Origin of the sequence: Paenibacillus oenotherae, from assembly GCF_019443105.1 — a bacterium.
Classification (GTDB): Bacteria; Bacillota; Bacilli; order Paenibacillales; family Paenibacillaceae; genus Paenibacillus_Z; species Paenibacillus_Z oenotherae.
Genome location: NZ_JAHZIJ010000001.1, coordinates 572,326 through 596,237 on the forward strand (window position 1 = coordinate 572,326; position 23,912 = coordinate 596,237).

At 51.5% G+C, this 23,912-nt stretch carries 26 protein-coding genes; 5 read left to right on the top strand and 21 right to left on the bottom strand.

Going from position 1 to position 23,912, the window contains the following annotated elements; translation table 11 throughout:
• Positions 1-139 precede the first annotated feature (139 nt).
• From K0T92_RS02750 to K0T92_RS02770, 5 genes are all read right to left on the bottom strand, one after another.
• Complete coding sequence (locus tag K0T92_RS02750) at positions 140-1,408, bottom strand: adenosylhomocysteinase (RefSeq protein WP_219870873.1); 1,269 nt, start codon at positions 1,406-1,408, stop codon at positions 140-142.
• Between the two features lie 15 nt (positions 1,409-1,423).
• Entirely contained in the window at positions 1,424-3,085 is a 1,662-nt protein-coding gene (gene bshC, locus K0T92_RS02755) for a bacillithiol biosynthesis cysteine-adding enzyme BshC (protein WP_219870874.1), read from the bottom strand.
• Positions 3,086-3,204: 119 nt separating this feature from the next.
• On the bottom strand, positions 3,205-3,600 hold the full coding sequence (locus K0T92_RS02760; RefSeq protein ID WP_219870875.1) for a DUF3397 domain-containing protein: 396 nt from the start codon (positions 3,598-3,600) through the stop codon (positions 3,205-3,207).
• Between the two features lie 22 nt (positions 3,601-3,622).
• On the bottom strand, positions 3,623-4,576 hold the full coding sequence (locus K0T92_RS02765) for a ketopantoate reductase family protein (RefSeq protein ID WP_219870876.1): 954 nt from the start codon (positions 4,574-4,576) through the stop codon (positions 3,623-3,625).
• Positions 4,577-4,725: 149 nt separating this feature from the next.
• Positions 4,726-5,373, bottom strand: coding sequence for an RsfA family transcriptional regulator (locus K0T92_RS02770; protein WP_219870877.1), 648 nt, complete (start codon positions 5,371-5,373; stop codon positions 4,726-4,728).
• 267 nt (positions 5,374-5,640) lie between these two features.
• On the opposite strand from K0T92_RS02770, the gene K0T92_RS02775 reads away from it, so the two are divergent.
• On the top strand, positions 5,641-5,877 hold the full coding sequence (locus tag K0T92_RS02775) for a DUF2626 domain-containing protein (protein ID WP_219870878.1): 237 nt from the start codon (positions 5,641-5,643) through the stop codon (positions 5,875-5,877).
• 84 nt (positions 5,878-5,961) lie between these two features.
• Here K0T92_RS02775 and K0T92_RS02780 read toward each other — a convergent pair whose 3' ends face one another.
• A complete protein-coding gene (locus tag K0T92_RS02780; RefSeq protein WP_219870879.1) occupies positions 5,962-7,128 on the bottom strand; it encodes a class I SAM-dependent methyltransferase in 1,167 nt (388 codons plus the stop codon).
• Positions 7,129-7,238: 110 nt separating this feature from the next.
• Between K0T92_RS02780 and K0T92_RS02785 the strand changes: the two genes are divergently transcribed.
• A complete protein-coding gene (locus K0T92_RS02785; RefSeq protein WP_219870880.1) occupies positions 7,239-8,324 on the top strand; it encodes a coiled-coil domain-containing protein in 1,086 nt (361 codons plus the stop codon).
• A gap of 27 nt (positions 8,325-8,351) precedes the next feature.
• Here K0T92_RS02785 and K0T92_RS02790 read toward each other — a convergent pair whose 3' ends face one another.
• Positions 8,352-9,626 (bottom strand): ABC transporter substrate-binding protein, encoded by a 1,275-nt coding sequence (locus K0T92_RS02790; protein ID WP_219870881.1) that lies wholly within the window; start codon positions 9,624-9,626, stop codon positions 8,352-8,354.
• Between the two features lie 148 nt (positions 9,627-9,774).
• Between K0T92_RS02790 and K0T92_RS02795 the strand changes: the two genes are divergently transcribed.
• On the top strand, positions 9,775-10,275 hold the full coding sequence (locus tag K0T92_RS02795) for a hypothetical protein (protein ID WP_219870882.1): 501 nt from the start codon (positions 9,775-9,777) through the stop codon (positions 10,273-10,275).
• 26 nt (positions 10,276-10,301) lie between these two features.
• On the opposite strand, the gene K0T92_RS02800 is transcribed toward K0T92_RS02795, so the two are convergent.
• On the bottom strand, positions 10,302-11,633 hold the full coding sequence (locus tag K0T92_RS02800) for a PhoH family protein (RefSeq protein ID WP_219870883.1): 1,332 nt from the start codon (positions 11,631-11,633) through the stop codon (positions 10,302-10,304).
• Positions 11,634-11,747: 114 nt separating this feature from the next.
• Here K0T92_RS02800 and K0T92_RS02805 point away from each other — a divergent pair, with 114 nt between their 5' ends.
• Entirely contained in the window at positions 11,748-12,293 is a 546-nt protein-coding gene (locus K0T92_RS02805) for a YhcN/YlaJ family sporulation lipoprotein (RefSeq protein WP_219870884.1), read from the top strand.
• Between the two features lie 45 nt (positions 12,294-12,338).
• Here the strand turns inward: K0T92_RS02805 and K0T92_RS02810 are convergent, their stop codons facing one another.
• The 7 genes from K0T92_RS02810 to K0T92_RS02840 all read right to left on the bottom strand — a co-directional run bounded on the left by K0T92_RS02810 (position 12,339) and on the right by K0T92_RS02840 (position 18,096).
• Entirely contained in the window at positions 12,339-12,791 is a 453-nt protein-coding gene (locus tag K0T92_RS02810; protein WP_219870885.1) for a pyridoxamine 5'-phosphate oxidase family protein, read from the bottom strand.
• Between the two features lie 79 nt (positions 12,792-12,870).
• A complete protein-coding gene (locus K0T92_RS02815) occupies positions 12,871-13,920 on the bottom strand; it encodes an LCP family protein (RefSeq protein ID WP_219870886.1) in 1,050 nt (349 codons plus the stop codon).
• A gap of 15 nt (positions 13,921-13,935) precedes the next feature.
• Positions 13,936-14,208: a hypothetical protein gene (locus K0T92_RS02820; protein WP_219870887.1), complete on the bottom strand. Its 273-nt coding sequence runs from the start codon at positions 14,206-14,208 to the stop codon at positions 13,936-13,938.
• A 397-nt stretch (positions 14,209-14,605) separates the two neighbouring features.
• Positions 14,606-14,893 carry a YlaH-like family protein gene (locus K0T92_RS02825; protein ID WP_219870888.1) on the bottom strand — a complete coding sequence of 96 codons (288 nt, stop codon included), beginning with the start codon at positions 14,891-14,893 and terminating at the stop codon, positions 14,606-14,608.
• Between the two features lie 33 nt (positions 14,894-14,926).
• Positions 14,927-16,771 (bottom strand): translational GTPase TypA, encoded by a 1,845-nt coding sequence (gene typA, locus K0T92_RS02830; protein WP_219870889.1) that lies wholly within the window; start codon positions 16,769-16,771, stop codon positions 14,927-14,929.
• A gap of 59 nt (positions 16,772-16,830) precedes the next feature.
• Positions 16,831-17,316 carry a hypothetical protein gene (locus tag K0T92_RS02835; RefSeq protein WP_219870890.1) on the bottom strand — a complete coding sequence of 162 codons (486 nt, stop codon included), beginning with the start codon at positions 17,314-17,316 and terminating at the stop codon, positions 16,831-16,833.
• Between the two features lie 105 nt (positions 17,317-17,421).
• Positions 17,422-18,096, bottom strand: a complete 675-nt coding sequence (locus K0T92_RS02840) for a TerC family protein (RefSeq protein ID WP_246627800.1) — start codon at positions 18,094-18,096, stop codon at positions 17,422-17,424.
• A 155-nt stretch (positions 18,097-18,251) separates the two neighbouring features.
• Between K0T92_RS02840 and K0T92_RS02845 the strand changes: the two genes are divergently transcribed.
• A complete protein-coding gene (locus tag K0T92_RS02845; protein WP_219870891.1) occupies positions 18,252-18,956 on the top strand; it encodes a TerC family protein in 705 nt (234 codons plus the stop codon).
• A 24-nt stretch (positions 18,957-18,980) separates the two neighbouring features.
• Here K0T92_RS02845 and thiI read toward each other — a convergent pair whose 3' ends face one another.
• From thiI to K0T92_RS02875, 6 genes are all read right to left on the bottom strand, one after another.
• A complete protein-coding gene (gene thiI / locus K0T92_RS02850; RefSeq protein WP_219870892.1) occupies positions 18,981-20,201 on the bottom strand; it encodes a tRNA uracil 4-sulfurtransferase ThiI in 1,221 nt (406 codons plus the stop codon).
• Positions 20,198-21,412, bottom strand: a complete 1,215-nt coding sequence (locus K0T92_RS02855; protein WP_219870893.1) for a cysteine desulfurase family protein — start codon at positions 21,410-21,412, stop codon at positions 20,198-20,200. Before K0T92_RS02855 ends, thiI begins: the two co-directional genes overlap by 4 nt.
• 113 nt (positions 21,413-21,525) lie before the next feature.
• Positions 21,526-22,236 carry a lytic transglycosylase domain-containing protein gene (locus K0T92_RS02860; RefSeq protein WP_219870894.1) on the bottom strand — a complete coding sequence of 237 codons (711 nt, stop codon included), beginning with the start codon at positions 22,234-22,236 and terminating at the stop codon, positions 21,526-21,528.
• A gap of 512 nt (positions 22,237-22,748) precedes the next feature.
• A complete protein-coding gene (locus tag K0T92_RS02865; RefSeq protein ID WP_219870895.1) occupies positions 22,749-23,132 on the bottom strand; it encodes a hypothetical protein in 384 nt (127 codons plus the stop codon).
• 9 nt (positions 23,133-23,141) lie between these two features.
• Positions 23,142-23,354 carry a DUF1540 domain-containing protein gene (locus K0T92_RS02870; protein WP_219870896.1) on the bottom strand — a complete coding sequence of 71 codons (213 nt, stop codon included), beginning with the start codon at positions 23,352-23,354 and terminating at the stop codon, positions 23,142-23,144.
• 53 nt (positions 23,355-23,407) lie between these two features.
• Entirely contained in the window at positions 23,408-23,908 is a 501-nt protein-coding gene (locus K0T92_RS02875; RefSeq protein WP_219870897.1) for a YpuI family protein, read from the bottom strand.
• Positions 23,909-23,912: the final 4 nt, after the last annotated feature.

A 23,912-nucleotide genomic window follows, 5' to 3' on the forward strand; every position in this document is an offset into this window, starting at 1 on the left:
TTATCTGTGTATGATGCTAATGATATCCACTAGACGCTTGTCGTATGGAAGATGTTGCAACAAAAAAAGCCGTTCAGGCAATGAATTCGGATGAATTCAGCCCAAACGGCCTCTTTGATCTTAACGAGTGCTGTCGCTTTTAATGCTCTGCCCAGCTCTCCAGGTAGGTTTTCTGCTCTTCAGTCAGGCTGTCAATTCCAATGCCGAGCGATTCCAGCTTGAAGCGCGCCACCTGCTCGTCAAGTTCATAAGGAACATTAACAACCGTACCGCCAAGCGCCTTATAATTGTCGTTCACATATTTGAGCGACATTGCTTGAAGCGCGAAGGTCATATCCATAATCTCAGCCGGATGTCCGTCTCCAGCAGCCAGATTGACCAGTCGTCCTTCTGCCAGCAGGTAGATGCTGCGGCCGTCCTTCAGCTTATACTCCTCGATGTTGCGGCGCACGACACGCTTGCTCGCCGTCAGCGCATCAAGCTCCGGCTTGTTCACTTCGATATCGAAGTGTCCTGCATTGGAGAGGATCGCGCCATTCTTCATCACTTCATAATGCTCACCGCGAATGACATCGCGATTGCCAGTTACCGTTACGAAGATGTCGCCTACTTTGGCAGCTTCGATCATCGGCAGCACCGTATAGCCATCCATGTAAGCTTCAACCGCTCTAATTCCGTCAATTTCCGTTACGATGACGTTCGCTCCGAGCCCTTTGGCGCGCATTGCAACGCCTTTGCCGCACCAGCCGTAGCCGACAACAACAACGGTTTTGCCCGCTGCAACCAGATTCGTCGTGCGGTTAATGCCATCCCATACGGATTGTCCTGTTCCATAACGATTGTCGAACAAGTACTTGCAGAATGCATCGTTAACAGCGACCATCGGGAATTTAAGCTCGCCATCCTTCTCCATCGCTTTCAGACGAAGAATGCCTGTCGTCGTCTCTTCAGCTCCGCCGCGCACCTGAGCCATCAGATCCTGACGCTCCGCATGCAGAATCGAGATCAGATCGCCGCCATCATCAATAATAAGATCCGGCTTCGTTTCCAGCGTCTTGATCAGAAGCTCTTTGTACTCTTTCGGCTCTGGATTATACTTCGCAAATACCGTAATGCCATCCTCAACAAGCGCAGCACACACATCATCTTGTGTCGAGAGCGGGTTGCTTCCCGTAATAGTAACTTCCGCGCCGCCAGCCTTCACGACTTTGGCGAGATAAGCGGTTTTGGCTTCCAAGTGAAGCGAGATCGCCACTTTCAACCCTTTGAACGGCTGCTCCTGCTCAAATTGCTCACGGATCCGGTTCAGAACCGGCATGTGAGCCGCAACCCATTCAATCTTCAGATGGCCTTCCGGTGCAAGCGCCAGATCGGTCACAATACTTGTTTCTTTGGCATTAACGCTCATTATTCAACAACCTTTCTACAAATAAATTAAAAGATGGCCTCCGCTAATCTCGAAGGGAGCTTCCAGCAGCCGCTGCAGCCAAGCTCTGCCATACCGGCTCAAATATACCGCTGCATTGATCGTTCTCTCTTGCGGCTTGCCCTCCGGCCAGAGCGACAGCGCAATACGGTCCAGCTGCTTGAGGCCTGCAGTGAACCGAATAGCATGGGCTTCCTTCGTATGAGCTTCGAGAAAAGAAATTTGATCGATGATTCTCCCCTTGTTACTTTCGCCAAGATTAGACAATCCTGCCTGCACAGATGATACCATTTCTAGCAGTGGTTCGTAAAGGTCGGCAAACTGCTTCTTCACCTCTGCGAAATGGCGCTCGATATGGAATTCATCCTGCTTCTTCAGCCAGTCCGCTCTGCGCGCCTGGAACCGGAAGGCCACATCCTCGAACGTCAAGCCGTACTTCATCATATGTTTGGCAATTGCACCTTCGACTAAGGTGAATGACATGCGTGGCACAACAATCGGCATCTGCATATCCAACGTGCGGAATGCCTCCGCAGTTAGCGCCCAGTATGCAATCTCTCCGGGGCCAAGCACCGTCCCGAGAACTGGCAGCACATAATCCTGCATAAGCGGCCGCGTCAGCACATTGTTGCTTAGTCTCTCTGGCGCTTCTGCTGCTATGGCAAGCATCTCATCCTTCGTCCACGAGAGAGTCCCTCTGCGGTTCTCGAAGCAGCCATCCCGCTTGAACAGCAATGTCCGCTCACCCTCGATATTGCGTTCCGGTCCATCCTGCTCTCTTCGATATATAAATAGATTCGCTCCGCCAGGCGCGACCTCGGCCTGCAGCGGATAACCTAAATCCTCAACAGCCTCCGCCCCTCGGCGGTATGCGTCCTCCAGTTCGTCATTCCGCTCAATGAGCGCCTTGAACATCGGAGCTTCCAGCCGTCTCAGCTCGGGATGATCGGCATCCATCAGCACAAGCCCTTGATCGCCGAACAGCCACCCCATCATATGCGCGAACCAATCGGATAACGATGCGGATTGACCCGCATAGAGGGTCAGCCGCTCGATCAGCTCCCGCTTATACGCCGAATCCTCCAGCGCAGCACTGAGCTGCTCTACAGCTGCAGCCATCGCCTCCTGCGTCAAACGCGTTTGGCTCACAGATCTGCGGGCGCCGCCAGGACGTTCCAGCGCGATTCGTTCGATCCCATCCTCACGGGTAAGGATCAGCGCATGACTGGCTTCCTCCCAATCATGATCTTCTCCGGCGACCCAGAACACAGGCACAACAGGCACTTCCAGCATGCGCGACGCCTCCCTGGCGGCGCGAATAATGGATACTGCTTTATGTATAACCAGAAGCGGCCCTGTCCAAAGTCCGGCCTGCTGTCCGCCGACAATAACCGGAGCTCCGGCTGCAATTGCCTTAATGCCGGCTTCTGCCCCATCGCTTGCATTGAATTGTTTATTGTATCCCATAAGCATATGGGCTAGTTTCTCTGGCGCAACACGGTGAATGGATTGCTCTCTCAGCCACTGAAACCGGCGCTTCCAATCCGATTCCTCTGCGGGATGGCTGCCGAATATCGACTCCACCTGCGGGTCGGACCGCTTTATGTAAGCCTCCGTTAATGACTGGGCCATTGGCAACTGAACCGATGCGGTTTCCATGGACAGCCTCAACCTCTCTATCTTTCCGAGTCTGATAATGATTGTACACAACGAGAGGCATACCGTCAAAAAAAATCACCTCCCGTACAGGGAGGCAAGCAGCTATCGGCACAGACCTTCTAAACTGTAAACAGGCTTTTGCCAATTCCGATACACATGAGAAGCAGATAGCAGACACTCATCAGAAAAAAACCAAGCCGCCAAACCGCCCGCATAACACGCTTCATATCAACATTGCCCTTGGAGCGGTACTGCACATTGCCAAGCAATCCCCCGCCCAGCAGCATAATAAGAAGAATGCCGTACAGCCCGAACGAGCTGTTGAATATCCGGTTGAACAGCACTGCGACACAGCCGATCAGAAGAGCTGTCGTCACATCCATCGCTATCCGGAATGCTTTCTTGCGATCTCCGGTATAGGCCCCGTATCCAAAATAAATAAGGAGAAAAGGAACGATCGGGATGACGGCCAGAAATGCATAGACATGTTTGATGCTTTCCATAATCATTTGCATAACGGTCCGCACCTCCTTCGAATCAGTTCATTGCCAGCGTTTTTACAATAGTAATTATAGCGTCGTTTAGCGGTGTTGTGAGACCGTATTGACGGGCAATCGCGGCGACTCCTCCATTGATCCAATCAATTTCGGTCATTCGGCCTGCCTTTACATCCCTGAGCATGGAGGATTCATTGCTTGCCGTCCGCCGGCAGACGGTCATCAGCCGCTCCCAGGCATCCCCATCCCCGCTCATGCCGGCAGCGGATAGAACGGCTTCACTTTCAGCATGAAGCGCAATCATCAGCCGTTTCCTGCTATCATTGTCCGGCAATTCTCCGTTCGTTACACCATAGATTGCAGTTAATGGATTAATAACGGCATTAACCAGCAATTTATGGTAGATGCGATTATTCATGTCATTCGACATCGACCCTTCAATTCCTGCCGCTTCGAGTATATCCAACAACATTTTTTGCGAGCCGTCCTGCCCGGAGATTGTAACATCGTCGCTGGCAAGATCCCCCCATCGTCCGAATGTGAGCGACCCCAGGCCGGTATGTCTGACAGTCACTTCATCCAGCCTAAGCGCCCCCTCCGTTGATATAGCAGCATACAGCTGCCGTTCCGGAATGGCTTCACGCAGCTTTTCCATATGGCCTACACCGTTCTGCAAGCATAACAACGACGCTCCGCCGGAACAAAGCGCTGCAAGCGATGCTGCCAAATCATCGGTCAGATGCGGCTGCTTGACGGTTAGCCATATCCAATCCCGCGGCCCTGCTATGGCATGCGCCCCGGCAAGCGGCGCTGCATCTACAGCTGCCCTTGCTGCTGCTCCCGTGCCGTACTCTTCAATTGTTATCCCGCCCGCTGCAAGCGCCGCCGCTTGTGCAGCTGAACCCGTCAGCAATGTCACCTTCACAGAGGATTGCGCAAGTCTGGAGCCGTACAGCAATCCGATTGCACCTGCTCCTACTATCCATATCCGCACCGCTTCATCGTCTCCTCAACTATCGCTATCAGCCCCATGTTACCAGATTACAGTCCTCTCTTCGAGCTCCGCAACAGATAATTACCGCCAAACATATGAAAGCCCCGCTGACCCATCAGCGGGGCTTTCATGTGAAACGCAGGCTTGCTTTACTCAATGCGCTCCAGATTGCCGTTAGCATCCATCTTGAATCGGGGCTTCGCCTCGTCCTCTTCCGTCAATACAGTCAATCTGCGCGCACGATCCATAATTTGAATGAGTGTCTTGTAGTCATCATTCACAGTACGATAATCAGTTTGGACACTATTGACCTCTAATGACAGCTTCGCATTCTGTTCCCGCAATGCGTACAATTCCTCTTCCCTGTCGCGAAGCTCGCGTTCCAATGTCTTAATTTGCCTATACAAGTCCTGAGAAGTACCCTTCCATTGACGCAGGAAACGAATGACTGTATCGATGGAGAATGATTCTTCCGTTACAGGTTCGTTCTTGTAGGTCCGCTCATCTGTATCAATCGTACCGACCGATGACACATGCGGAGCTGCGACATACGCTTGTTTCTTCATATAATTCCGTTTCTGTCGCTGCTGCTTTGCAATTTGTATGGCATCTTCATAACGCTTGCGGACACAGCTGTTCCAGCGAAATCCGCATGCGGCGGAAGTCCGGGCGATCCTCTCTCCTACCTCTTCGAAAGCGGCGAGCTGTGTGCTGCCTTCCCGAATATGGCGAAGCGTTACTTCCGCTAGGATGAGATCATCATCCGGGCTCCACGCATCTTGTCTGACTGCTGTCATGCAACCAAAACCTCCCAACATTAGGCGCTTACTTTATCTCTATGCCCTTGGTAGAGTTCATAGAATCTATCGGATACTAATTTGTATATCCATTTTTTTAAAGGCTCATACATGATTTGATGACAATTGATGCAAACTTGAAATATGGCTCTGGAAGTCGTCAAAAAGTTTGTCATTTCGTCACGTTTGGCGGGTTTACAGTCGTTACCTTAAACGTTATAATTGGCAATAGTAATCGGGTCGAAACTGAAGAAGGGGGATGAAACCATGGCACGCATGTTTCGGGTGCTCGGCTTTTGGACGCTAGTTATTGCTCTGATGTCATTTGCTGGTGGAATGACTGAGATGGCGCTTTTGTTCTTTGCCCAGACAGTTGCATTTGTATTGTTAGGGTATTTGAACTTTTCCGAAAGAACCTACATCCTAATGTTCTGGGGTTATATGGTGTTATCATTTGTTGGCTTCACGTATTGGTCCGTGTTTGTAATGGGCAACCCATTCTAATACCGCATATTACAGCCAAACACACACAAAGGGCTGTTTCAGGGGACAAGCTACCTGAAACAGCCCTTTTTCCATATTCATCTATCATCTGACCAGTACCATAACTTTGAACGTCTCGCTCATTTCCCCTCCTAGCAGCAGCTGACGAATGGCTCTGTTGCGCCTTGCAATCTCGCTGAACGGATTGCGGCCGTCATGATCCATCAGATCCTCAAGCACCCCCTGATCAATGAGAAACTGCTTCTGCGTACCATAATATCGAACCTTCCATCCCGCCACTGCGGCTGCCCGTTCACAGGCAGTGAAATTCACATGTGCGGTTATATCCTGTTCTCCGACAGAGACAAACGGATCATCATGTGCAATATGGTTCCGATAGCACATCAACGTGCCTCGCATCCGGTGAGAGGCGGCAAGCTCCTCGGCGGTATGTCCGTAGTCAATCAGAATGATGGCTCCCCCATCGATCATACTGCCCATGTCCGCGATCCATTTCTCAGCAGCCAGGTTAACATCCAGCTCCTGTCCTTCCTTCAGCACAATACCGTCCTCTTGCAGCGAATGAACAATCCGGTCTGTTGAAAGCGGCATCTGCACATAACGGAATCCGGCCTTATGATCCTCCGCAACCCAACTGACGCCAAGCTCCCAGAGCCGTCCCGCCTTCATGACCACCCGATGAACCGGAAACGCATCAAGCAGCTCGTTCGCATACAGAATAAGCGGTTTGCCGCGCCAATTACAGGCTTCCGCCTCCTGAGGGTTCATATATCGAAGCTGAACGATGTCATTGGCAATCGCTTCTGGATGAAGCGTCCTCATGGCCTCTTCCAAATGAACCGGATTGCCGTCTACAAGCGTGAAGGTCATATTCTTCCACGAGATGCCCCTTTGGCGCCAGGCGGCTAGTATTTGCTGAGACAGCCTTCCTGTTCCTGCTCCCCATTCCGCCAGATCGCCACAGCCATCGTATCGTTCCATAAGGGAGGCGATATAAGCGGCCAGCTTCTCTCCCATCACACTTCCAATGCCGGAACTGGTGTAGAAATCACCTGATTTGCCGATCCGCACAGCACCTGTGCGGTAATAACCGCTCTCATTATCATATAGACACATCGCCATATAATCATGAAAGGACAGACACGGAACCTGTTCCCTCCTGGTTCCCCTTGAGTCAACATACCAGCCTTGAATACCGGAGCGATTTATTCGCTCCCGGATCCGGCCTGCCAGCAGCTCTGAACTACTCATTGACGGTCCGCACCTCCCGCTGCAAGGACAAAAATTCCTTTTCAAGATATAATAGATGGATTGACAGCATATAGTCGTACATACAATTGGACAAGAAGGGGGAGACGTTTGTGAGGGGTAGGATTCGCCGCCGGTGGGCTGCCTATGCGGCAATCGCATTAGCCGTATGGCTGACCGTCTTTCCCGTGCTCGCCGTATCGCCAGGGGATGAAGAAGTACGGACTATACTTGAGAAAAGCCTGTCTCTTGTCGAGCTGGACAAAGAGATCTCGCGCATCGCGCAGCAGCAGCAAATCCTCACAAGCCGAATCAAGCAATCGGGCGATGAACTGCGTCGGCATGAGCTACGGATTGCCGCGCACCGCGAGGATGCCGGACGTATTCTTCGCTCCTACTATACCGGTGAACGGGACGTCTTGTTAACAGCCCTTCTCTCCTCCCGTTCATTGGCAGACCTTCTCGCTTCACTGGACTATGTCAATGTCATCTTCTCTAATGACCACCATACATTGAACGACTATTCGAAGCAATACCGGGAATTAAAAAAATCGATCAAAGGACTTGACGACCAATCCCGCCAGCTGGCCGAGGTCGATAAGCGGCTAAAGGCGCAGCGCCTAAGAGTGCTGGCCCTGCAGCAGGATGTTGACAATCGGCTTGGCGGACGTTCCGATGAAGACAGCCTTAGGCTTATGATCGATGAGCTCACTAATTACTGGCACAATGTCGGCCTCTATGAAGTGAAACGCTACTTCAAGGCTCTTGCCAGCGCTATGAGAGAGATGCCTGGCTGGATTCAGGGCAATAAAGAAATGCTTGAGATCGATGGCTTTAATTATACGCTGACCATAGAAGAAGCTCAGCTTAATGCATTTTTGCGGGAACAAAATGAGCTGTTCAACAACTTCGCGTTCCAGTTCAAGAAAGAAACGGTTACAGTCACCGGTGTGCGCGATGGGCTGGAAGTAACTCTATCCGGACATTATACCGTAGAGAATGAACCGGTGAACGGGCTCCGCTTCCATGTTGACGAGCTTATATTCAACGGACTCTCTCTGCCTGACACAACTAGACAATCGTTGGAGGAAGAATTCGATCTCGGCTTCTATCCCGGGAAGATTGTCACATTTCTGAAGACCAGATCTGTGGAGATCGAGGACGGCAAGCTTATTGTCAAGCTCTCCATTAGTCTATAACGGCGCATCAAGAGAGCGCTGGAGCGCTTACTTGCCCCCAGCCCCATTCCACTCCCTGATGATATATTCCGCTTGCTCCAATTCCGTGAGCGCAAGCTTGGGACTGTGCCAGAGATTCACCCAACTGTTCCATCGTTCCGACCACCTCGGATCGGGAATATATACAGGCTTCTGCAGCGGCTCCACCATCCAGTTAGGCGGGCGGCTGACAATTGGTTCGGAGGCATACTGCTTCGCGTAAACTGAATTTCGCGCAGGCAGCTTGCCTATCTCAGTATACCTTTCCATCTGGCGCGAAGACGATGTCATCATATTGATCCATTGCCGCGCTCGCTGCAGCTGGCTTGATTCGGATGTAACGACGAAGCTTCTTCCCCCATTCCATGCAATGGGAGCTGTGGCGAAGCCCACACTTAACAAATGAGGCTCCTCGCGGGATATCCGCTTATACTGCGACCAGGGCATCACCACTGAGAAGATATTGCCGTTCTTGACCTCCCTGATTAACTCATACATCTGATTCTCCGGATCCAATGTGGAGGCTTCTGTCAGCGTGTACTGGATTTGATGCTTCATCGCATCATTGAAGTTCGACAGATTGGCCGCGGCTTCGATCGACCCCTTGAACGACCCTAGCCACCCCGTCATCTGCTTCGCATCATTGGGCAGCACATTAACCCCTTTCAAGGACGGATTGGATAAGCGCAATTCATTGACCAGGTCAATAAAGCTCTCCCATGTTGCTGGCGGCTCCTGAAGTGTATCTCGCAGCAGCTCTCTGCTCCAGGCGATAATCATCGGATCGGAATCAGCCGGAATGCCCCAGATGGAGCCATTCCAGCGAAGCGGATCTGTTAGCGCTTTCAATTGATCTTCAAGCGAATCCCTGGCATAGATATCATCTGCAGGCAGCAGATAGCCCTGCACAGCAAACTCTCTGACCAGATGATTATCAAGCAATATAATATCAAAAGCCTCGCCGATCTGGGACGACTTCACCCAAGCGTCATTCGCTTCATCTTCATTGAAGTTGGTCATTGTGACCTGCAGATCAGGATATTCCTCCCCGATCCTATCATTTACTTCCACCCAATATTGAAATTCACTCTTATCCATAGCAACGGCGACACGGATTGGAGAGGCAGCTTCGACAGCACCGGCCATCATCTGAGGCTCAATCCCTCTCGGAGCATCTTCCATATCAATAACCGATGCCCCTGATTGGCCCAGCACCTGGACAAGCAGCAAGCCGCAGATCGTGAACAGGCCAAGCATCATTAACAAGTATATTCTGCGAGCCACCTTCCCCTTCCTTTCCAACTTTTGACCTATTATCCATTGTATCAACAAAGCGCTTTCTTGTCGCCTGTCAATTGGGCAGTCCAATTGATTCCCGCATGTTCTTCCGTCATAATGAGAATCAGATCACATGAAAGAGGTGATGACAACAATGCAGATGCAACCCCTGCACAGCATTGAGCTGCACTTGCCGGAGGACAAGCTGCCGGGCTATTATGCGCAAATTATAAAAGGAATCGCAGATACTGTAACCATTGTTGATCGCGACAAAACAGTTCTGTTCGTGCAGAGCGCCGCTGACGCGGACGCAGTCGAGGCATTCGTCCAGCGCTATCGTGTCGATTGCGAAAGAGCCCTGTGGATCGCATTGGAAGATTCATCCTGGGAGCTGAACGACCGTCTTTTCACAGATTATGGCCTGCATACCCGGCTAGGCAATCATTATCTTGACCTTGGCCTTGTCGCCCTTGTTGCTTTATCCGCGTCGGGCGCACACTCTGAGCTGGAATCCGCTCTTCTTCAGACCGAGGAGCATGCTATCGCAAGAGCACAAGAAAACGGCCAACAGCTGATCGCTATTGACCGTCATCAGATCGAGCTTATAGAGGGCATTGCCCGTGCCTATCAATGCAAATGGGCGCAGCTGCTGTAAGCCAAGCTCAGGCGGCTTAGCACCGACTATAGCAAATCCGCTGCCAGTTGTGCGAGCTTGGAACGCTCGCCCTTCTCCAGCGTCATGTGGCCGCTTATCCCCTCCTGCTTGAAGCGCTCCACAATATGCGTAAGACCGTTGCTGATCGCGTCCAGATACGGATGGTCAATCTGCTCGGGATCTCCCATCAGCACGATTTTGCTGCCTTCCCCGACCCTGGAGACAATTGTCTTCACTTCATGCCGCGTCAGGTTCTGCGCCTCATCAATAATAATGAATTGTCCTGGTATAGAGCGGCCGCGAATGTACGTGAGCGCCTCCACCTGAATGCTGCCCAGTCCCATTAATATTTTGTCAATATCGCCGGATTTCTTCGTATCGAACAGAAACTCCAAATTATCATAGATCGGCTGCATCCAAGGCCTGAGCTTCTCTTCCTTCTCCCCCGGCAAATACCCGATATCCTTCCCCATAGGAACGACCGGCCGTGCAATAAGCAGCTTTTTATACTTGTGCTCATCCTCAACCTTCATCAGACCTGCGGCAAGCGCCAGCAGTGTCTTGCCCGTTCCCGCCTTGCCCGTGAGCGTCACCAGCGGAATATCGTCATTCAGAAGCAGCTCCAGCGCCATTCGCTGCTGCGCGTTGCGGGCTGTTATCCCCCAGATGGGGTCATTGCTCAAAAAAAGCGGCTCCAGCCTCGCGCCATCCTGACTCACCTTGAGCAAGGCTGATTTGGACGTTCCCATCTCATCGCGCAGAATGACAAATTCGTTGGGATGCAATCTTGTCGCAAGATTCATGCTTTTGATCGTCAGGAAACGGTACGTATAAAATTCATCGATGGTGGATGGATGAACAAACAGTGTCAAATAACCGGCATACACTTCCGATGGCATAACAGCCCGGTCGGACAAGTAGTCCTGCGCACTCAAGCCGAGCACATCCGCTTTAATCCGGACGAGAACATCCTTGCTTACAATTACGACAGGTCTGGGCGCTTCTTTCTCCTGCTCCTCAAGATGGTAATTCAGGGCAACGGCCAGAATCCGGTTGTCATTGGACATCTCGCCAAACATTTCCTGCAGCCGAACGAAGCTCCGATGGTTAAGCTCTACCTTGAGCAGTCCGCCATTATCAAGCTCGATACCTTCATGAAGTCGGCCATTCTCACGCATATGATCAAGCAGTCTGGAAACAGAGCGCGCATTGCGGCCCAGTTCGTCGGCTAACCTTTTCTTCGAATCAATTTCTTCCAGCACCACCGCGGGGATTACAACCTCATTATCGTCAAATGCAGTCATTGCTTGCGGATCATGTAGGAGCACATTAGTATCGAGTACGAATATTTTCTTCATCGCGATCCCTCCTGGCGGTGGAATTTCCTTCTAAAGGCATACATAGTGAGCTCTGCTTGGGGCAAACTATGCTCGAACAGATGAAATGCGAAAAGGAAAGGTCAGGTGGCCCAAATGTGTAGGTGGCTAGTATCGGCGGTTGTCCTTTGCTTGCTGGCGACAGGCTGCGGTACCGTCGCTCGCAATGAGACATCACCCTCTCCACAGAATGATCAACGTGTGCGTGCCCAGCAAACGGCCCCGCGTAAAGAAGTCATCAGCAATCCCAAAAAAGTCGCGGCGCATTTGGAATCGTTAGCCAAGCATGTTCCCGGCGTCAAGAGCGCTCATTGCGTCGTGTTCCAGAACACGGCAATTGTAGGCATTAATGTTGACGGCAAGCTGGAGCGCGCTGAAGTCGGTACGATTAAATATGCCGTTGCTGAAGCATTCCGCAAAGATAAATATGGTATTAATGCAGTTGTTACAGCCGATATTGATTTGTCCAACCGGCTGCGTGAGATGCGCAATGATTTCCAGCGCGGACGGCCTATTGCCGGCTTCGCGGAAGAGTTGGCTGACATTATCGGCCGCATTGTGCCGCAGATGCCAAGAGACACGAAACCAAGAAACACGGAGCCTGATACACGAACCGGAACGAAGATTAATAAATCTTTGTAAAGGCGAGATCCCTCATAAGAACACAAAAAGCCTAGTGAATATTCACTAGGCTTTCTTCATGGCGGCAAATACTTGCCCGTCCAGTTTCTCAGCGGCTCTCAAGTCATAAGTCTTCTCATACTGGGGCAGTGAGGACAAGCGTGCTCCGTAGAACATCGCATCGCGGATCACTTCAATCTCGATGTCGAAGCATACAAGCTTGAAAGGCACATCCTCAAGCGCATCTGTAACGAGCTTTGCCTTGCCGTATACGGTCTGGACAGCAGACGGCGCAAATACGGTAACACTCACTGCTGCATTCGCTGTCATGTTCGCGCTTAGCCGTGAACGGCCGTCAATCGCGAAGCGGAGCGTAGAGTCATTCGGCGCATAAATCCACGAAATAGCACTCGACGTTGGCGAGCCACTATCTGCATCGATCGTATGCAGGAGCACGAACGGTTCCTTCTGCAGTTGATTGAATACTTCTTCGGATAGTGTCGTGACGACTTCGGTCATTCGCTGACCTCCTCGTGTACATGGTTATGAATGCTCCGATGGCTTCATTATATCATAGCCGATGCCAATCGACCACAGGTCATTCCGCCAGTTTTGCTTGAAGCGCAGCTTTGGCAGCCTGCAGCTTGTCTTCATCCAGTCTGACATAAGGGCTTCTCCAAGTGCCCTCCAGCGGAATAAAGGTAATGTCGCTGCGGCTCATTCGGAAATAGGTAATCAGCATATTCTCAACTTCGCTAGCCGGAATATCCATCCGCATATTGTTGCCCACCGCTTCAAGAACATTGAAAATATTCGTAACGCTGGAAACTGACTTAAGCTCATCGGCTATCGCGCCGATCACTTGGCTTTGCCGCTTGTTCCGGTCGAAGTCGCTGGACATGTTGCGTCCGTCATTCGATTTGCGGTAGCGGACAAAATCCAGCGCATCGTCTCCGCCAAGTGTATGGCGGCCCTTGGTCAAATTAATATTCGTACCATCCGCGTTATCAACATAGCGCATGTTCATATCAACATCCACTTCAACCCCGCCAAGCGCGTCGACAACATCGACAAACCCTTGGAAATTAATGGTGGCTGTATAATCGATCGGAATATCGAAGTATTTGCCGAACATTTTGCGCAGATCCTGCTTCGCCTTCTGCTCGGCCGCTTTCTTGTTTAGTCCATCCTTCTTCGCACTAGCCAGGAAGTTTGCGTAATAAGCATTGGCCTTGCGGCTGTTGTAGCCATCCAGCTCGATCTTGGAATCTCGTGGAATGGATACAATCGTTGCCGTCTTCGTGTTGGGATTGAATGATGCAACCATCATAACATCCGTATTCAAACTTCCGGTTTCTTTCCTCGTATCAATGCCCATCAGCAGGAAGGTTACTCCTTTCACCTTAACCGACTGATCTTCGGGTATGACAATCTCCGGATCGGCATCTGATGTTATAACCTGCAGAGCATCCTTGGACTCCTTGTACAAGTATCCAAGATATCCGGCGACACCTACTAGCAGCAGAAGAAAGAACACCATAATTCGCCGGAACCAGCGGGACGGCTTCTTAGGTGCCTTGCCCGAACCACTTGTTCCCTTGGAGCTACGTGACGCGGATCTTGGCGGCAAAGAAGAGTTGTTGCTCATCACATTCACCTTTTGTCAATTATATTTCGGGTTCGCGTCAATGTCGCTGAGCAGCTGTTCACCCGCTTCGCGCGGGAACATCTGTACTTTGCTGCGCCCTTCCCGTTCGTAGCGGACATATATCATCGTATCGTCTACCTTATCTACCGCTACATTCGCAAGACCATGATCCTCTGTTAATATCTGCAGAAAGAAATCACGGGTATCAATGGCGGCACCGTCATCAGGCCTTGCCTCTGCTACAATTTGAATCTGAAGCCAGTTGAACAATGCATCATCAAGCCGCATGCGCCATCTCCTCGAGACATACTCCGGTATTTAAGAGCCCCGCTGCGCGTGCGGATCGTTCTTCCGATCGCTGTTGTCCCTGGATTTCTTCATTCCATAACTGCTTCAGCAGTTGAAATCCAGGGACAAAGGCGAACGCTTCGCTTCTCCAGAACGATTCCGCCCGCTCCGCTTGGCTCCTATAGCGTCATACCCTCTTACACACAAAAAAACAACATCAAACTTTACAGTCTTAAAGTTTGAGCATACGCACGAACAAAGCGGAGGGTCGGAGGGATTCTGGAGAAACGGCAGTGCTCGCCTTTAAAGCCCGATTTCAACCTTTAATTACTTCTACAATGAAGAAATCGGGCTTTAACAGCGATCGTAAGAACCCTCCGACCCGGAGCGGGATTGATTACGTCGTTTTCGTGTTTTTCCCTCTGCCCTTCCACTTGTCGTAGATCTGGCGGCCGCGCAGCATGAGCATCATCGCTACGGCGACGGACATGCACTGGATGATCGGCAGCTTGTCGATCTGCAGCACGAACAGCACGAATGCGCCAACAGCCATAACAAGGTGTACCAATATTTCTTTAATAAGCGGCAGCCGCTGTACGCGGAATACCGCATTGAAGATATACATCGTCAAGCATAGGATCAAAATATACGAGATGATGGGGTGGGCCTGAAACCAATCCTGCACCTTGTTCATCCTCCCTTCGTTGCTTCAAACAGCTTAAACGCCCGATTGAGCGGCCTGCTTGCGTTGTTTATCCGCACGCTCACGCTCGCTCTTATTGAGCAGCTTCTTGCGCAAACGGATCGATTTTGGGGTAATTTCGCAATATTCATCATCATTCAAATACTCCAGCGCTTGCTCCAGGGAGAACAGGATCGGCGTTTTCAGACGAACAGTGTCATCCTTCGATGCAGAGCGAACGTTCGTAAGCTGCTTCTCCTTACAAATGTTGACGATAATATCGCTATCGCGATTGTGCTCGCCGACAAGCATGCCTTCATAAATCTCTACGCCTGGCTCAAGGAACAGAATGCCGCGGTCCTCTACCCCCAGCATACCGTAGAAGGTAGATGTGCCGTTCTCGCTCGCCACGAGCACGCCTTGGTGACGGCCGCCGACGGAAGCGCCTGCAAGCGGGCCGTATTTGTCGAACGCATGGTTCATAATGCCATAACCGCGGGTAAGCGTCAGGAATTGCGTGCGATAGCCAATCAAGCCCCGAGCCGGAATAATAAACTCCAGGCGGACTTGGCCTGTTCCGTTGTTGATCATATTGACCATCTCGGCTTTGCGCGAACCGAGACTTTCCATAACCGAACCCGTGCTCTCTTCCGGCACGTCGATCAGCAGCCGCTCGTATGGCTCCAGCTTGACGCCATCTTCTACTTTAATAATAACCTCAGGCTTGGAAACTTGAAGCTCGAAGCCTTCGCGGCGCATATTCTCAATCAGGATACTAAGGTGTAGCTCACCGCGTCCTGAGACGATGAACGCATCCGGGCTATCCGTTTCATCAACGCGCAGAGCAACATCCGTTTCAAGCTCCTTGAACAGACGCTCGCGCAGCTTCCGGGAGGTTACCCACTTGCCCTCGCGTCCTGCGAACGGACTGTTGTTAACGAGGAATGTCATTTGCAGTGTCGGCTCATCGATCTTCAGAACCGGCAGCGCTTCAGGGTTGGCCGGATCGGCAATGGTTTCTCCAATGTTGATCTCGCGGATACCTGCTATCGCAATAATATCGCCTGCTCCAGCCTGCTCAACTTCAACCCGCTTCAAACCCTGGAATCCGAACAGCTTCTCAATGCGCGCTTGCTTGGTCGCACCTTCACGCGTAATGACAGCTACGCTCTGGCCTTGACGGATAATTCCGCGGTTAACGCGGCCGATCGCAATGCGGCCCATATATTCATTGTAATCAAGAAGAGTAACAAGGAATTGCAGCGATGCGTCCACATTCTCTGTCGGGGATGGGATATGGCTGACAATCGTTTCATACAGCGCATGCATGTCTGCGTCCTGCTTGTCAGGATCATAGCTGGATGTGCCCATAAGAGCAGATGCGTATACAACGGGGAAATCAAGCTGCTCATCATTAGCGCCAAGCTCGATGAACAGATCCAGCACCTCGTCTACCACTTCGGATGGACGCGCGTTCGGACGGTCGATTTTGTTCAATACAACGATCGGGGTAAGCTGATGCTCAAGCGCCTTGCGAAGTACGAATTTGGTTTGCGGCATACAGCCTTCGAATGCATCGACGACCAGCAGCACCCCGTCAACCATCTTCATGATCCGTTCTACTTCTCCGCCGAAATCAGCATGTCCAGGCGTATCCACGATGTTGATCAAATAATCCTTGTACGTAATTGCTGTGTTCTTGGCCAAAATGGTAATACCGCGCTCCCGCTCCAGATCGTTGGAGTCCATCGCTCTCTCCTGAACAGCTTCATTGTCACGGTATGTGCCGGATTGCTGCAGCAGTTTGTCTACTAGCGTTGTTTTACCGTGGTCAACGTGCGCAATGATTGCGATATTACGTAAATTTTCTCTGGCTTGCATTGTAATTATCCACTCCACTTATTTTATTGTTGTCTGATCCTTTGAACCTGTAAGCTTGGTCACCAGCGGGTGCGCCTTCCAGCCTTCACCAGCCACCCTCCTGCGACGATAAGCCCTACTGCAATGATGTACATTCCCCAACCCCAGAATACCATGATGACAAAGAAGGATACCGCAGTTAAAGCAAGTATGACAGCGGCAGTCAGCGGAAATTTCGGGTGTGACATTTCAAACAGATGATATTCATACAGCCCAAGCGCAACCCCCAAAATAAAAAAGGGCCACAAGACTGGCATATAGCTCCATCCGAATGCAATGCAGAAGAAAAAGATTAAGGCGTTAATCGTTAGAATTGCGCCTGGAATCAGCATAAAAGCAGGCAGCAACCGGCCGAAAAACAGCACATGCATTAAAATACCGGGAATAAGCACGAAAAGCGGCCAGAAATTCGTTCCTATGAAAGCAAACAAGCCAAGCTTTCCAAGCAAAATGGCAGCGCCGACCGTCAGGAACAATAAGCCGACAGCATATTGGTTTTTCGACATGCGAAAATTCCCTTCTCTCGACACTTTTTTATCATTACTAGTTTAAAGGAACGACGGACAAAAAACCAGTGCCAACGAATATTTCCACAAAAAAAATACCGCCCTTCATCTCTGAGGACGGAGAAGGGCGGCAATAATGACGAGCGGTATGCATAAGATCGGGATCGCATCCTGCAGCGTCGAATACGGTTGAAGCCACAATCTCAGCAATCCGGGATCATGCACGAGCATGCCTCCGGCCGCATAACCGAGCAAGCCTCCGCCCAAATAAACGAGAATCGGAAACCGGTGAAGCAGATTGCCCAGCAGGTGGCTGCCCCAAATAATCATCGGTATGCTGAGCGCAATGCCAAGCAATATCAGGACAGGCTCGCCCTCCGCTACTGCGGCAATGGCCAGCACATTGTCAAGACTCATCACGAAGTCAGCAGCCACAATCGTGCGTATCGCGCCAACGAGCGAGCCTGATTTGCGAACATTATGGACGTCATCATTCCGCCCTGCGGAATCCTTGACCAGCTTCACTGCAATGAGGAATAGCAGCACCGCTCCCGCAGCCTGAAGGTAGGGAACCTCAAGCAGCGTTATTGCTACAAGCGTCAGCAGGCAGCGGAGCAGTACGGCTGCGGCAGTTCCCCACCAGACCGCCCTGCGGCGCTGGGCATGCGGAAGCTGCTGGCTGGCAAGCGCTATTACAATGGCATTATCCCCACTTAGCAGCACATTAATAAACACAATTTGGATAAATACGAGCAGATTGTCCAGTTGCTCCTCCTCCATTCGCGGCATTTGGTCTGCACAAACGAAAAATACGCTTATCCAACTTGTATGTCCGAGCCTTCCCAGTTATGTTCGCATATCCTTTACGAATTGTCGGACGCCAACAAGCGTATGCATAAACTAGGCACGTACAAAGAGGAAGGAAGGGACACGCGATGGAACTGCTATCCGTTGAATTTCTTTCGGCATTGATCACGATTGTGTTTATCGACCTTATACTTGCAGGCGACAATGCGATTGTCATCGGACTGGCAGCCAGAAATCTGCCGACCCATCAGCAGAAGAGCGCCGTGATCTGGGGAACCGTCGGCGCTGTCGGCATTCGGGCAATCGCTACAATTCTCGTCGTCTACCTGCTGGACATTCCTTGGCTGCTCATGGTCGGCGGAATTCTGCTGCTCTGGATCGCCTACAAGCTGCTGGTCGATCAGAACGGGCATGACGACATCAAGCCGGGCAATACGCTGTGGGCTTCTATACGGACGATTATCATAGCCGATGCCGCCATGGGCCTGGACAATGTCATTGCAGTGGCAGGAGCCGCTCATGGCGATTATCTGCTTGTTGTGCTTGGTCTCATCATCAGCATTCCTATAGTCGTTTGGGGCAGCACGCTGTTCATTAAGGCCATCAACCGGCTGCCCTGGATTGTTTATCTGGGATCAGGAGTACTTGCATATACCGCGGCCAAAATGATTACTCACGAGCCCAAGGTCGAGCATTTTTTCCAAAGCAGCCCCCTGTTCAAATGGTCCTTCATGATTCTTGTCGTCATTCTCGTTATCGTGGCCGGCCTCTGGAAGAACAGCATGCGCTTGCGTATGAATGCCAATAAAAAAAGCAGGGGAACCCATCAATGAAGGGAATCCCTGCTTTATTGCGCTTTAGAACCAATCGTCATTGCCCGCAGCTTCCGCCGTTGTCCTTGCGCCCGGCGTGATACTAATCGTCTCAATACCCGCAACGGCTTCTTCAATCATCTTATCCAGATTCGGAATGCAAGCTTCGATCTTCTGAACAACCTTCAAATTCGGATTCGTTGTCGGGGACTTGGGAACAAAGAGCGTACAGCAATCCTCATAAGGCAGGATTGAGGTTGCATAAGTCCCGATCTCTTCCGCTATGCGGATAATATCGTTCTTATCCATCATAATAAGCGGCCTGAGCAGCGGCAGCTCTGTTGATCGTCCGATCACGTTCATGCTTCCAAGCGTCTGGCTGGCCACCTGCCCCAGGCTGTCACCAGTCACGATGCCCAGCGCGGCAGACTGCTCGGCCAGCCTCTGCGCTATACGAAGCATCGACCTTCGCATAAGCGTTATAATGAGCGGCTCCTGATTGGATGATGCGAGCGCTGTTTGAATTTCCGTAAAGGATACCATATGCAGCTTGATCGGAACTCCGCTGTAGTGAGCCAAGCGTCTCGTCAGCTCGATGACCTTCTCCTTGGCCTGCTCGCTTGTGAAGGGATAGCTGTGGAAGTGGACCGCTTCCAATTCCAGACCTTTGCGCATGGACAGATAGCCTGCCACCGGACTGTCGATCCCGCCGGACAGCAGCAGCATCGCTTTGCCGTTCGTCCCGTAGGGATATCCGCCCGCTCCCTCCACGACTTCGTTGAAAATATAAGTGCCTTCGGGCTGGATTTCGACCCGCAGCTCCACCTCAGGCTCTCTGACATTCACCTTCAGGTTCGGGCAAGCACGCAGCACATGCGAGCCCACCAAATGATTCATCTCGGGAGAATCGTAAGGAAAAGATTTGTCGACGCGGCGCACAGATACCTTGAACGTGACCGGCTCCTTGGGCAGCGAATGCATGAGCTCAAGCGCGGTTTCCCTGATCATTTCCAGATCGGACTCGATCCGCCTTACAGGACTGAACGAATGAATGCCGAATACAAGCTTCAATTCCTTCGCAATCGTTTCGTATGGCGCTCCGTTCAATGTTATATAAAGCCGACCGTAAGTATGTGCAACTGCCGCATCCGGGAAAGGAGCCAGTACCCCCTTAACCTTCTGCAGCATGCGTCTTTCGAATTGCCCCCGATTGCGTCCCTTTAATGTAAATTCGCCGAAACGAATCAAGATCATATCTGCTTTCATTCTCGTTGATCCTTCCTTTCAAGCGGCTTTAACTTCCCGACGACCATCCCTAGCATTTGGCACAGCCATTCCAGCTCCGCGTCGCCATGCTCATCGCCGAAGCTGATGCGAATACCGCTGGCTGCCCGTGCAGCTGAAGCGCCCATAGCTTGAAGCACACGGCTCGGCTTGTCATCCTTGGACGAACAAGCGGATTTGGTCGATGCCAGAATGCGGTGCTTTTCCAGCATATGAATGAATACCTCCGGCTTCATGCCAGGGTAGGAGAAATTGACGATATGCGGCGACATCTCCTCCCTGGGATGAGAAGCGTGCGATCCCGCCTCTGTGGAGCCCCCGATGCCGGAAGCATCGGCCCATCCATTCAGCACAAGCTCAGGGATGTCCTGCACGCAGCTGACTAGTCTGGAACGCAGCCTCTGCATTCTCCTGCTGCGTTCCTCCTGGCTCTCCACAGCAAGCCGGAACGCCTTCGCGGCTGCGACAATGGCCCCAACGTTCTCCGTACCCGGACGCAGACCGTTCTCCTGTCCTCCGCCCGCCATTAACGGCTCTAATTGAAGCCCGTTCCGAACATAGAGCAGGCCTGCCCCTCTAGGGCCTCTTACTTTATGGGCGGATGCCGTGAACAGATCAACTCCCCATTCGCGAAGGAAGATCGGCAGCTTGCCGACGCTCTGTACGCCATCGACATGGAACAGAATGCTGCGCCTTGTCTTCAGCAGCTCTCCAATTGCCGCAATCGGCTGAACGGAGCCTATTTCGTTATTGACATGCATGATGCTGACAAGTGAAGTATCCTCCGTCAAGGCGGCCTCCACATCGCTCAGCGATACAAATCCGCCAGCGTTCACCGGCAAATAAGTGACGCGAAAGCCGTCTTTCTCCAGCACTTTGAAGGTGTCATATACGGATGGATGCTCGATCTCGGTCGTAATTAAGTGATTGCCCCGCGCAGTGCTGCGGCGAGCCGCCCCGACAATGGCCATATTGTTGCTCTCTGTGCCGCCGGAGGTGAATACCCATTCCTCGGCCTCTGTTCCGAATAAACCCGCCACAAGCCCGCGTGAACGCTGAAGCAGCTTCTTCGCCTCCAGGCCGCCCCGGTGGAGGGAGGAGGGATTGCCATAATGCTGCGCCATCACCTCCGCCATCGTCCGTATAACCTCTTCATGCGGCGGTGTAGAAGCGCAGTGGTCAAAGTAGATCATCTCTTCCTCTGCCCCCTTTCCCCCAAAATAAAAAGATCAACGAAGAAAGTCTGCATGAAGCGCAGCCAGTTCCCCGCGATCTGTTCGTTCCCGTCATCTATTGGGCTTATCGATCAGGACAAGCCATACATAGCATGAGCATTCATAACCTTCGCAATGTACTTCTGTGTTTCCTGCGGCAGTAGATGAAGCTTCTCAGCAACATCGGCATTATTGTGAATGCCAGCGCGGTCTACCCGGCCAGGTCCGGCATTATAGCCGGCAAGCGCAGCTTGTACATTCCCGTCATACTTGTTGAGCAGGTAGGATAGATACCTTGTTCCGCCCTCAATATTCTGCTGCGGATCAAAGGAATTGCTGACCCCAAGCCCACGGGCTGTACCATCCATCAGCTGCATGAGGCCTTTAGCGCCTGCTGAGGATACCGCATTGGGATTGTAGGATGATTCTGTATCAATTACGGCTTTGACAAGCGCAGGATCAACATTATATTTGGCTGCAGCTGCCTCTATGTAATTGTCATAGGCTGTAGGATTCGCACTCGCTGCTGTTGCTGTATACTCCCCATTGTATGTAAGGGGCAATGATCCCTTCAGCAGCGGCATAAGCGCCGCTGTGCTTGAGGTGGAGGATAGAACGTCCGCATTGCCGAACCCGCCCCCTTCAGCTGCGCCAGAAAGCAGCTGGCTCAGCATCGTACCGAACAAAGAGCCGTCCTGGTTGTCCGGCGATAGTACGTTGGATGTGCCGCTGCCGTTCATATCGAGACTTTGCATCCATTGAAGCTGAAGCATCGTTTTCATTATCCGCGGATCTATGCTCATCGTAAGCCTCCGTTACCGTTAACATGACAATCCATTATGACATACTTTGATCTTATTCTACATCGTTTTCAATCCATTCGCCAGTAAGTAATTAGTCCTATAAAAAATCTCAGCTCCCACTACGGAAAAAAGAGACAGCGAGCTGCAAGAGCTAGGCAAAACATGCGAAACGGCATTTATTTGCTCGTTTCTGGCCCCAGGAAGGTGAACTGCCTGCCAGAGGGCAGGTAGTTCACCTTCCTTTCCCCTAAGCGACCGATTTTTGCTCAAATTCATGCATGATTGCAGGCATTCTGCCATTATGGCCTCCTGTAACCGAAATTCATGCACATTCGCAGCCTTCTTACTCCGTCACAGCTGCCGTCAAAACAGTTGGAGAGGGGTTGTGCATACATTGAAAAGATGCCTCCAATCCACTCTTCTGTGGTTTTGGAGGCATCTGCATCATTTGGGACCGGATCATTGGATATCGGACTTTTCGGATAGTCACATCTTCTGCACCAGCCGAATAATCAGGTTAGAGCGTAATAGAGCGGAATAAGGATCAAATAAGCGGCAGCAGCAATAAGGCCTAATGTGATGGACCATGTGCCAAGGCCGCGGCTGCCCTGCCGGAAAGCAATAAAGCCAAGCACAGCCGCTGTAATTCCGAGCAGCACCGGCCAGACAAACCACGATAGAGCCGCAATGATCAGACCCGCCCAGCCGACAGCAACTCCTGCGGAGCGGGTTGCTTTTCTTGCATACTCACGACGGGCGCCTTCATCTGAAGCGGAAGTATCTCCCATAAGGCCCGGAACCGCCAATTCTGCAGCCATTTCGTCCTGATGGGTTTTGTCCAGCTTACGGGACCGCTTCGCCTTCCTGTTGTCATGCGAGCTTGAATGGTTTCCCATAGCTCCTCATCACCCCTTAGGTTTAAACGTATGGCAGCAAGTGTCCGCAGATTCAGGAGCTGTATCCTGATGCTCAGAGCCAAATCCTTCTTGAGCAAACTCAGAATCCACATTGATCTTCGAATGACTGTCAATATCGATCATAATTTGATCAGCGCCGCACTGGTTGCCTTTCGCCCAATAGGTGCAGTTGGCAACGCTGCAGCTTACGCCCTTCGGCATAAAAATCACCCCCGGTATCAAGTTGCCCGTACCGGGGGTGTGTTATGCTTGCCTTATTTTTGTCCTTGCATACGGCGCTGGGTCATGTAGTCGCTCTCGTAGTAGGAAAGATCATCACGAAGCTCCTCATATACTTTAGATACAGCCAGCACGATCTCCTTGGCGTCACGCAGCGGTTTAATGCGGAATCGGATGGCATCCTGTCCCGTATAGGCATAACGTCCGTCTTCGGAGTAGCATTCATTCTTAGGATAGAAGAACGCGTTCACACATTGGTGGTACACTTCATAAAGCGCGCGCTCCGCGAATTCAATATCGAAATTCGGGCGTCTCAGGGCAACTCCCAGCTTCTCGTAAGCAACTTCCGAAAAAACAAGCAGATGTCTCAGATCGGATAGCAACCCTTTATAGAAAAGCTCCGCTTCATTGCCATTATCCTCGGCTGTCAGCCCGGGAAGCGCATGCTGGTTAAGAAATGTTTCCAAATGGCCAATCGCTTGTTTCAATTTGTCTCGTGTTGATTCACTAAGCGGCTTCACATTCGTCGAAGGCATCGGT